At 32.0% G+C, this 11264-nt stretch carries 8 protein-coding genes and 1 pseudogene; 3 read left to right on the top strand and 6 right to left on the bottom strand.

Annotated features, from left to right (window positions below):
• Positions 1-76: 76 nt before the first annotated feature.
• Positions 77-775: a hypothetical protein gene (locus PSR14_RS13715; RefSeq protein WP_001990662.1), complete on the top strand. Its 699-nt coding sequence runs from the start codon at positions 77-79 to the stop codon at positions 773-775.
• A gap of 40 nt (positions 776-815) precedes the next feature.
• On the opposite strand, the gene PSR14_RS13710 is transcribed toward PSR14_RS13715, so the two are convergent.
• Positions 816-2120: an MFS transporter gene (locus PSR14_RS13710; RefSeq protein ID WP_073541707.1), complete on the bottom strand. Its 1305-nt coding sequence runs from the start codon at positions 2118-2120 to the stop codon at positions 816-818.
• 216 nt (positions 2121-2336) lie between these two features.
• Between PSR14_RS13710 and PSR14_RS13705 the strand changes: the two genes are divergently transcribed.
• Positions 2337-3770, top strand: a complete 1434-nt coding sequence (locus PSR14_RS13705) for an IS4 family transposase (RefSeq protein WP_098487850.1) — start codon at positions 2337-2339, stop codon at positions 3768-3770.
• A 127-nt stretch (positions 3771-3897) separates the two neighbouring features.
• Here the strand turns inward: PSR14_RS13705 and PSR14_RS13700 are convergent, their stop codons facing one another.
• The 5 genes and pseudogenes from PSR14_RS13700 to PSR14_RS13680 all read right to left on the bottom strand — a co-directional run bounded on the left by PSR14_RS13700 (position 3898) and on the right by PSR14_RS13680 (position 8977).
• Entirely contained in the window at positions 3898-5121 is a 1224-nt protein-coding gene (locus tag PSR14_RS13700; protein ID WP_000690086.1) for a MerR family transcriptional regulator, read from the bottom strand.
• Between the two features lie 821 nt (positions 5122-5942).
• Positions 5943-6392: a GNAT family N-acetyltransferase gene (locus PSR14_RS13695; RefSeq protein ID WP_000072998.1), complete on the bottom strand. Its 450-nt coding sequence runs from the start codon at positions 6390-6392 to the stop codon at positions 5943-5945.
• A gap of 320 nt (positions 6393-6712) precedes the next feature.
• On the bottom strand, positions 6713-7345 hold the full coding sequence (locus tag PSR14_RS13690) for a type 1 glutamine amidotransferase family protein (protein ID WP_001193573.1): 633 nt from the start codon (positions 7343-7345) through the stop codon (positions 6713-6715).
• A 74-nt stretch (positions 7346-7419) separates the two neighbouring features.
• A complete protein-coding gene (locus PSR14_RS13685) occupies positions 7420-8382 on the bottom strand; it encodes a YafY family protein (RefSeq protein WP_001124121.1) in 963 nt (320 codons plus the stop codon).
• Between the two features lie 63 nt (positions 8383-8445).
• Positions 8446-8977, bottom strand: a pseudogene (locus tag PSR14_RS13680) (recombinase family protein).
• An 847-nt stretch (positions 8978-9824) separates the two neighbouring features.
• Between PSR14_RS13680 and PSR14_RS13675 the strand changes: the two are divergent.
• Positions 9825-11054, top strand: coding sequence for an IS110 family transposase (locus PSR14_RS13675; protein WP_098487274.1), 1230 nt, complete (start codon positions 9825-9827; stop codon positions 11052-11054).
• The last annotated feature ends 210 nt before the right edge of the window (positions 11055-11264 follow it).

The following is an 11264-nucleotide window of genomic DNA, read 5'->3' as shown; positions in this document are numbered from 1 at the left end:
TTTTAATAGTAAAATATACATATACGAACAAATGTTCTTTTTTATTTTAATTGTACATGAAGGGATGATTTTTACAATGGCTCAAACAAAGCGCAGAGGAAGAAAAAAGCAAACACCTATTATTTCAAATACAGGCTTTATCGGCTCTGTCTTTATTGATACATTGGAGTTACAAAAGAAATCCTATTATTTCGCCCGTAAAAAACTTCAAATTGTTCATCACGTATTAGATGGTCTATCTGGGGCAACAAGCTCTCTATTTAAAGAGCATAACATTTCAGCATACATGTCATGTGTATATTTACATAAACAAAAGAAAATCGGATTTGTTCTTTCAACGAAGCCTTTTGAACAAAGTGACGGTGTTGCTTACTTTATAAATTATTTAATCGAAAAGAATTTTTACGGTAACGAGGAAGTAGAATATCAAGAAGTATATAATACAGGTTTTATTGGTGTAGTATTCGCCGATTTATGTAGTATAGATCGTTTTAATTTCGAGTTTGAAATGGGTATGTTAACGAAATTAATGAAAGATATGATTATTCCGGTTAAAGAACTCTTTTTACGCCACAATGTACCGGCATACATTTCCACTTCTCATCTAGAGGAACAAAACAAATTAGGTTTCGTTCTATCTGTAAAACCATATGATGAACGTGCAGAAGCAGATTTATATTTTGAGGCGTATTTAAAAGAACGCGGGTTATTTATTGGTGATGAAGAAGACGATATTGATAAGATTGTTATTAGAAAAACAGCTGAATTACGATAGATAAGCGCAGGATGATGATCCTGCGCTATTTCGATATTATTTAATTACGTTCAACACTATACCCTTTTGAATGAATTTCTAAATTCAATTTATTTGAGTAAGCCTGATTTAAAATAAGAAATACGATTCCTCCTCCAATTGGAAGCGTGTAGGATGGAATATGATTTAATAATAGACCTGATAATGCCAGTGCTATCGGCTGCATCATTTTACCTAAACTTAATCCAATACTAAGCACTCTGCCCCTATATTCATCTGGAATCTCTCTTTGCATAAAATAAATTAAAGGGATATCGATTAATGCTATCATTAACCCTAAAAAGAACATAATGGCGCAGTACATGGTCACAAATACAATTTTATTCACTTCAATACTTTTGAATAGAACAGGTGCACCTGAAACTATCATAAAAATTGCCATCATAAAACTTGTTTTTTTCAATAGATAGGAATAAGAAAAACGATTCGTTATCTTTTTTACTATTATTGCACCAACTACCATACCTATTGGAAAAGTCCCTTGAATCAAACCAAATTGTTTAGAACTAATATTGAGAACTGTATTCATAATGTATGGCAATGGAACAGTTACAGAAAATCCTAGAAAAAAATTAAGTGAAATTAAAATACGAAACGTATTTTTTAAGTTCTCCCGCTCCATTAAGTAAGAGTATCCCTCCTTTATATCTTTCATAAAATTAATTTCCCTTATTGAACATTCCTTATTTATGTATTGCTCGCATAATTTAAAGTTGATAAACAATATGGATATAGCCGAAAGGATAAATGAAATACCGTTAATGATTATAAAAGTGTTCATCTCAAAGACTGCAAAAACAATGCCCCCTAACATAGGCCCTAGAATTAAAGATATAGAATCGATAATTTTACTTATAGAGTTAAGACTCATTAGTCTCTCTTTAGAGACGATATTTGGTTTTGCAGCCTCTAAACCTATTACAAAAAATGTTGTAAATACTGTCATCAGAAAGGTAGTAGTATAAATGATGAATAAGTTTAACCCATAATAGTTGCTTACTATATAAACAGTTATTAATAAGCATCCGCTTAGTACATCCATACAAACGACGAGTTTCTTTTTATCAACCTTATCAGCAATTACACCGGCAAATGGATTCATAACAATCATTGGAATCGTTCCTAAAATAAGCGTAATCGCGAAATTTAAAGCAGATCCGGTTATTTGTAATACATACAATCCTAATGCGAAACTATAAATAGAGCTACCGAATATTGATACTGTTTTTGCAATTGAATATAAACAAATATTCCTTAGTTCTTGGTTTCTTTTTTTATTTTCTATATGTAACCGTAAACTTGTCATAACTTTTCCCCCTGCCTAATTTTGTGTTACGTACATTGTAAGTTCTTGGGTCAACCCAATCGCAATATGTACGATTTGAATAATTTTAAGGGGAAATAAATAAAAGATGGGGTTAACCCCACATGCCCATCAACTTAAGGCTTTTTACTACCCCCAAGTACAAAAAAACGTTATTCTTTCTTACATAATATAAATGAGAAAGGGTGACGTTTTTTTATGAATCTCGCGATTCAAGATGAATTACAACCATTTGCGGAAGAATTACAGCGCTATATCACACCTGAATTTTTGGAAGAACTAGCAAGAGAGATGAAGTTTGTAAAGAGAAAACGCAAATTTTCGGGATCAGATTTAGCTACCATTTGTATTTGGATTAGTCAAAGGGTGGCCAGTGATCCTTTAGTACGATTATGTAGTAGACTTCACGCAGTTACAGGTACTGTACTTAGCCCGGAGGGCTTAAATAAACGATTTAATGAAAAATCAGTGTTATTTTTAAAACATATCTTTTCTTTGTTGTTACAACAAAAAATCTGTGAACAAACACACATTTCTAGCCAACTTTTTGCGCATTTTAAACGTATTCGCATCATGGATGCCACTATGTTTCAAGTACCCCATACTTTGGAACATATATATCCTGGTTCAGGTGGCTGTGCGCAAACCGCTGGGATCAAAATTCAATTAGAATATGATTTGCATAGTGGACAATTTCTTAATTTTCAAGTGGAACCTGGAAAAAATAATGATAAAACATTCGGAACAGAATGTTTAGATACGTTACGGCCAGGCGATTTATGTATTCGTGATTTAGGGTATTTTTCATTAGAGGATTTAGATCAAATGGATCAACGGGGTACGTATTATATTTCGCGGTTAAAGTTAAATACAAACGTATATGTAAAAAATCCAGATCCGGAGTATTTTAAAAATGGTTCCATTAAAAAACAATCAGAATACATACAAATCAATGTCATACAGATTTTGAATCAACTCCAACCAGGGGAAACGATAGAATATCAGCAAGCTTATATTGGAGATAAACAGCAGTTATTTTCACGTCTCGTTTTTCATCGTTTAACAGCGGCACAATTACAAAAACGCCTAGAGAAAATTACAGAAAAAGAAAAGTCAAAACACAGAACCTATTCAGAGAAAAGTAAATTAGTAGCGGGATTAAATGTATATGTGACAAATGCACCTTGGGAATGGGTTCCGATGGAACAAGTACATGAATTGTATACATTACGCTGGCAGATAGAAATTGTTTTTAAAACGTGGAAATCATTATTTGATATAGATCATTGTCGCACTGTCAAACAAGAAAGAATAGAGTGCCATTTATACGGAAAACTGATCGCTATTTTCTTATGTTCTTCTACCATGTTTAAAATGCGTCAACTTTTATTACAGAAGAAGCAAAAAGAATTAAGTGAATATAAAGCAATTGGAATGATTCAAGACCATCTATTTCTCCTCTATCAATCCATACAAAACACCCAAGAGATAACAAATCTTCTAACCCGCCTGTTCCACCTTCTACAACAAAACGGACGGAAATCTCATCGATATGAGAAGAAAACTGTCTTTGATATCATGGGTGTTATCTATGAGTATAGTGGATGCAGCAAGCAAAAGAAAGCTGCATAAGAAAAAATGAAACCCGTTAGGGTTTATTTTGCGTGCTTATTTTTAATAAATCCCTCCATTTGGGGAGATTTTAGTTCAAATGAACAAAATTTTGTTTTGTATCCATCCTTAAGTTGATGGGCATGGGTTAACCCCATCTTTTTCCGAAAAATGAATATGTATAAATTTCTTCACCTTGAACAAAGAAATCCTCGTACTTTCCGCCTCGTTTCAAATAATTTGAAGTACTTTCATCAATGGATTGAAACTGTAGATTTTGGAGTTCTTTCTTTATTTTTGAAAGTGTAAAATTTGCTCGAAAATTATTTGTAATTTGGCTATTTAAGCTGAAATTTTTAAATAAAATAAATAAACTTAATAAATAACAATTGGATTTAAAAAGTGGGTTTAATTCGTGAAGTAAAAAATCCGCATGTTCAAAACTATAATTGCTCGTACCAGAGTGATCAATTACAATATCTACTGACCGATTTTGAATAGGGATGTTCAAAAAATCCGCACAGATAAAGAGAATATTTCTTCTCGGATTTTTTCTCGCTAATACGTCTTTTAAAAATAAAAGTTTATTGAAATCTCTATCTACTGCGATGTATAGGCAATCTTCGGGTAGTTCTTCATAAATGCTCCTCAAAAAGAACCCAAGTCCTGATCCTATATCTAGTATTAATTTGTTATTTAAATCTAAATGTATTAGTTTCTTTTTCGCCCATTCCCCTTCTTTAAGCATATTTTCCAAATATGCATTATCAGTTTCATGAATATAATCCGAAATAGTATCTTCAAGTGACGTTCGCTCATTTGCTTTAAATGATTTACCAGCAGTTATTATTCCTGAAGTAATTATATATTCTTCACCACAATTACAAATTAACTTTCCCTCGGTAATTTGATTGTTATTAATAATTCCATCTTGAAGAATTAGTTTTTGTCTACACTTAGAACATGTAAGTAAATGTAGTATACTTAAATCTATCCCTATAATTGTATTGGAAGTTTCATTTGTTAATAATAAATCATGTAACACTCCCTTTAATTTATCCCGTTTCTTCTCCAAAAGTTCTATTTCCTGTTCCATTTTGTCATATTTTAGTTTGAATAAAGATTGGTAAAAGATATCTTTTTCGTAATTCATAGATTTTGCTAAATTTTTATAAAAAAATAGTTCTTTGATTTCATTCAAGCTAAATCCTAGATCTTTGTAATGTATTATAAGTTCTAAATCTGTTTGACAATACTCATCAAAAAAATAGTGGCCTCCCTTTTTTTCAGGAATAATAAGACTGAGATCCATATAATGTCTAATTGTATCAATACTTAAGTTATTTACTTCTCCAAACTTACCGATTTTCATAATATCCCTACCATTTAAATATTTTTTTATATAGATTTCTATTTTTACCTTTAAAAATCCTTTCACCTTTTTTATCAACAATATTTACGGAATAAACAAATGGTATCATTTATATTGTTGTGCCTAGTAATATAACATGCAACTTTTGGTTTAATGTATGTCAAATTATCAGTATTAGAATTATTAAACCTCAATAAATTTATTAATTTCTACTTAATGAAATGTACCTATAAACGGTGAACTATTGGAGTAGGATTACTGTAGAAGATTACATAGGGGTAAAGTGAAAAGTGATATGTTCTGTATTTTAGGTTGTATAATGCTCACATAACGTCTCATTATCGGTAGCAAGGAAAAGGCGAAATCTTCAATTAGGATGATGATATAATTAAGTGGGAATTTACTTTATTTTATAATTTATGAGGTGGGAAATGGACTCTTTAGAATTAAATAAATCTAAATATATTATCTCGAACATCAAAGATATTCTGTATAAAAAGCTTATTCTTAATAAACCACTAACCAAAGGATACTTACTGGTTCGTTATACAAAACCAACATCTCTAGCAAGATCCCGTAAGGCATTTGGAGATAAAAAACTTTGAATGTCCTGTGCAAATAATTGTAATTCATCAGATACAGGAATAAACATACAAAAACGCCATCCTTTCCTATGATTCTAAAAATAGAATAGCGTAATTTTTAATTTAAGGAAATTTTGTTCTGCTATCTTAATAGCAATGGGGAGCTACTCCTATAAGAGTTGAATAGTAAACATTTCTTTACCTTTTGGTAAAGAAATAATCGATTTCAAATGGCTCTCATTTAATTGCGTACTTAAATAAGAGTTCTCCATTATTTAGGTCTCTTTCATTCATAAACTCGAATCCTATACTTTCGTATAAGTTATAAGCTGTTCTGTTTTCCTCAGTGACACTTAAATATATAACGTTTACCCCATATTCTTTTGAAACTATATTAATAAGTTTCATCATAGCAATTTTCCCATAGCCTTTGCCTTGATATTTTTCATCTATCATTATTCTATCAATCCAAGTATCCTTATTAGGACCAAAAGAACCGTACATAGCAAATCCGATAATTTCTTCATCATAATATATAGCTACCGGATGCCATTCATGATAGGTATTAGCTTCATTTAAACATTCATCTATGGTTTCAATAAATTTTTCTTGTCCAGACCTTAATTTTATATTTCTAACTTTGAATTCATTAGTATCATCTATATCTCTAAAATGTACATTACTCATGTATTAACTATACCCCCATCACTTAAATCTTATTTAATTATCATCCTGCTTGTTTTAAACAATGATTTTTCTGAATATTTAACTTTATTTTACCATAAGATGATACAAATCCGTGTGTTTTCTCATAACAGATTAAAATTGACATACTAGGGGTACAAATACATACCTATCAAGCTAAGATTTTATCGTATCCTCTAAACGGGAATTTTGTTTTTTATAACACCGAAGTTCATTTTTATCGTTATCGATAAGAGAATTCCAAATTAAAAAGCCTAACTTCTCTGCAAATCAAAATAGAGAAATTGAGCTTTTTAGTTATTTCATTTTTTTATTGAATTCATTAACTGGAAGAAGTATTTAGGTTTATGAGTCTTATTTAGGTTATACCATGAATGTAATGTATCTGGTGTAAATACATCTATTTTTTTCAGTACCTCCCTTGCAAATTCCAGAGGAGCTATTCCTGAGGCAGTAACTAAATTCGCATCAGATACCGCAGGTCCCAACTCATAGAACTTTTCTCCTTTATAGTTAGGACATACCATTTTAGTATATTCTAAGTTATTACTTGTATGCTTTCTAGTATCCAAGTATCCCATATTCGCAAGGGCATCAGTTGCACCACAAATTGCAGCAACAATAGTGCCACGCTTTAAAGCTTGGTCAATTTTTTCCAAGATAGGTTGATGAATTTCTTCACTCCAAGTAGTCCCTCCTGGTAAAATTAAAAGATCTTTACTCTCAAGAGTACATTCATCAAGGGAAATATCTGGTTTTATCCTCAGTCCTCCCATAGTAGTTATCATTTCTTTATTAGCTCCTACTGTAATTACTTTTAAAGGTGCTAAATCTTTTTTGAAATATCTTCCTGAGTTTAGTTCAGCAATTAAATATCCATATTCCCAGTCCGACATTGTATTAAATACATATAAAAAAGCTTTTTTTGTTTGCATCTAATAACACTCCAATCACAATTTATATAGCTATTATAATATAACTTCCCTGACAGTTAACGTCAGGGAAGTTATCATACTTGATGAAATTTTATTAATTCAGACAGAACTTCAATAATTCTATTCTTAAGACTTATTGGCTCAATAACTTTAATAGATTTATTGTACGGTAAAAGTAAATAAGGTACATATTTATGTATCATATCTTTTTCAAGAAGAAAAACTGCTTGATTTGAAGTCCGTTCTTGTAAATAATGTCCTAAAAACCAATGTTGGCAAATATCAGCCAATACATTTTTATCCCCATTAATAACCAAAGAAATAATACTTTCCTTATCTTCTATAGTTGGAAGAAGACTTTTTATAAAAAAATCACTTGCTGAAAAATTATCTGGCCGGTTAAACTTATTTTCGGTTTGTATTAAACTTTCAATTCGATCTACTTTAAAACTACGGATATCATTCCTAAGATGACAAAATCCAATTACATACCATTTATTATTCCAATAGATAATTCTGTATGGATCGACCGATCTATAATTTAATTGCTTTTCGCCACTTTTATGGTAAAGAATTTTTACTGAATACCCGTTAGCTACGGCCTGCTCCAACTCCTTCAAAAAAGTTTTTATAGAAAGTGAACTTAATCGACTTATTACTTCAAGACTAGTTAAATGTTGGTTTATCTTTGTTTCTTGATCTTGATTTGAGTATTTACTTAGTTTTGAAATGGCCCTATTTAATGCTTCACCTCCATAATATCCGGCTTCTTCTGCAAAAACAGCAGCGTGAAATAGTGAAGTTTGCTCCTCAAAATCAAAAAAAAGAGGAGCCTCTACAAAATTGTTCAATAAAGTGTATCCACCGTTATGTCCTGGTTCTGAAATTATAGGTACGCCACTAGTTGAAATTGTATCAATATAACGATACACAGTCCTTATATTTATCTCTAACTTTTCTGAAATTTGTTTTGCAGTGATTTTTTCACCTGAACGAAGCATCCATAGAATTGCTAGCATATTGTCAATTTTAGGCATATAATTTCACCTCTATATGAAACTTATTTTCTATTATATATTTCCGATCTTTGGTATAACTCATCAACTGTTCCTTTCCGATAGCTTTCTATATAATAAGCCCTAGACACATTTGTAATTTCATAAGTTTTTTATTTACAGTCATATCTCCCTCTTTATAAAGCTTTACTGCATAATTCATTCCTGCATGATTTTTATGGTACTTCTTTGACCGACCTTTAAACTTTCTTTCGTTCAATTCCTTCGCGCTATCGCATACGGATAAGATCACGTTCTAATCGGTTTACACCCGCCATAACAGTAATTAAGAATTAGCTGTAGGGATTATCTTCTGATAAATCTAGCCATGTATCTTTTAAGGATATTAAATTTGCCTTTTTACTCCGTATGTTATCGATTAATTCAAATAAATCTTTTGTACTACGAGTAATTCGAGTTAAGTCCGTAACATAAATGATGTCACCTTCTTGTATACCATGTAACATTTTTGGGGGTTTCTTACAATCTTTCGTTTCTCTGGGGACTTTTCCTTCAAATTAATATCCATTCCGATTTCGTTCAGTTGCTGAAATGGCCTTGAAGAATTTCGGTTAATTGAACTGACACGTATAATAGTGTAAATGGTACTACAAGCGTAACTAGTTTCTTTACTTTCATATTAACCTTTCCCCTTAAAACTAAAGAGATTTATACCTATGCATATAAAAAGATACATCTTTTATATGGTATTGGTTAAATTTGGATGAATATTATTTTATATTGAAAAAATAAATACGTCAAAATTATTTTAGGGAAATTATAAAAATCATATTATATATAGATTAACAAGCTAATGAAAAAATGCCCTCCTAAAACCGAAAAACGTGTTTCTATCTGAGAATTTATAAAAAATGATGACGTTTTTATTTCTATTTGTATGTGTAATAAATTACACCTATTTCCTTGAGAATTTTAAAGATTCTCATCCCCAATACCTTACGAGTTATTGCTACAGATCTTGGTTTTGTACAAAAAACAGATAGAAACCAAGAAAAAGATTTTATATCTTTTTATGTTTAGAGGCGTTAAAAAATTACTACACCTCCTCGTATATTAATATTTAAGCCCTATTACAGGCTTAGATTTTCTTCTTAATAAGAGCCCTATAAATAAAAATACTTGGACGTCCCAAGATATTTCTAGATAATGATTTTAGGATCATTTGGGACAATTCTTTCACCTCCTGTGGATTTACCACATTTGAAGAGTGTTTCTCAGTGAACGTGCGGGACTCCCTACTCGCAGGCTGAGCAGCCTGACCCTCGAACCTAGATGATAGTAGCTCTAGGGCGGCTTTCGATTCAGGACTAGCTCTCATACACGAGGTTGTTGGTCGGCGTACACACTAGAGATATCTCGAGACGTCCAAGAAATGATTCTAATATAGAAGGGAGGTCTCTTACATGAGATTATTTGTTGGTTTAGATGTAAGTTCGTTTGATATGAAAGTTTGCTTTTTAAATGGTGATGGAGAAAAACTGGATTCTTTTTCGGTCAGTAATGACCTACCGGGAGCTACTACACTCAAAGAAAAATTATTACAGTGTGTTGCAGGTAAAGAGGTCGACATCCTTAAGATTGGTCTAGAATCCACCTCTGTTTACAGCTTTCATCCTTCTATGTTTCTTCACCATGATATAGATTTACAGCGTTTTGGAGCAAAAGTATTTCTCCTAAACCCAAAGCAAGTCGCAAATTTTAAGAAAAGTTATTCTGACATGAATAAAACCGATGAGATTGATGCCTTTGTCATTGCTGATTACTTACGATTTGGCCGTAATCAAATGTCTATCGTAAAAGAAAGCCAGTACGTGGCACTGCAGCAATTAACTCGATCACGATACCAACTTGTCAAAATGTTAACGAAAGAAAAACAACACTTTCTTCAACACCTAAGTTTTAAATGTAATACATTTTCACAAGAGGTGGATACTTCCGTATTCGGTAGCGCCATGACAGAACTATTTCTTGAAAAATTCAGCTTAGAGGAACTCGCTAATATGCCTTTAGAAGAACTCGCTGAGTTCCTACAGAAAAAAAGTCGAAACCGTTTTGGTGATCCAAAATGCGTAGCAGCATCCATTCACAAAGCTGTGAAAGTTTCTTATCGCTTGGATAAGGTTGTAGAAGATTCAATAGATGTCATCTTAGGTACATCCATCGCAGTCATTCGTACGTTTCAACAGCAAATCAAGGAATTAGAAAAGTCTATTAAAAAAATCATGGCTGGTTTGACCCAAACACTTGAATCTATTCCTGGAGTAGGCCCTGTTTTCGCTGCCGGTATCATTGCTGAAATTGGCCAAATCGAAAGATTTGACGATGAAACAAAAATAGCCAAATACGCTGGATTATACTGGCGAAAGCACCAATCCGGTCGTTTTACAGCCGAAGATACTTCATTATCCCGTACAGGTAATCATTACTTGCGTTATTACTTAGTTGAAGCCGCCAATTCAGTAAGAAAGCATGTATCAGATTATCAAGAGTATTACGTGAAAAAATATAATGAAGTACCAAAACATCAACACAAACGTGCACTCGTTCTAACCGCAAGAAAATTTGTGCGATTGGTGGATGCGCTACTACGTAGCCACCAACTTTTTACGCCTGGAAGGTGTGTGAAAGAATGACATAAAATTTTGTCATCGCTACCTTTCATTATTTTCCAGTAAATTACATTCGTTACTGGTTTAGTTTTGTGATGCCTTTTTTAAACAAATTGACCTTTGACAACTTTAAACTTTGTTATTTCTAAGTTGACATACTACCGCAGGTCTTCATATACGTGTAATATACAGGGATTTATAACTGGATATAGAACATAAAAAAGAGATGTTTAT

The organism is Bacillus sp. A01H (assembly GCF_045277205.1).
Classification (GTDB): Bacteria; Bacillota; Bacilli; order Bacillales; family Bacillaceae_G; genus Bacillus_A; species Bacillus_A paranthracis.
The sequence above is the reverse complement of the archived record's forward strand: the minus strand, read 5'-3'. Positions and strand labels throughout refer to the sequence as shown.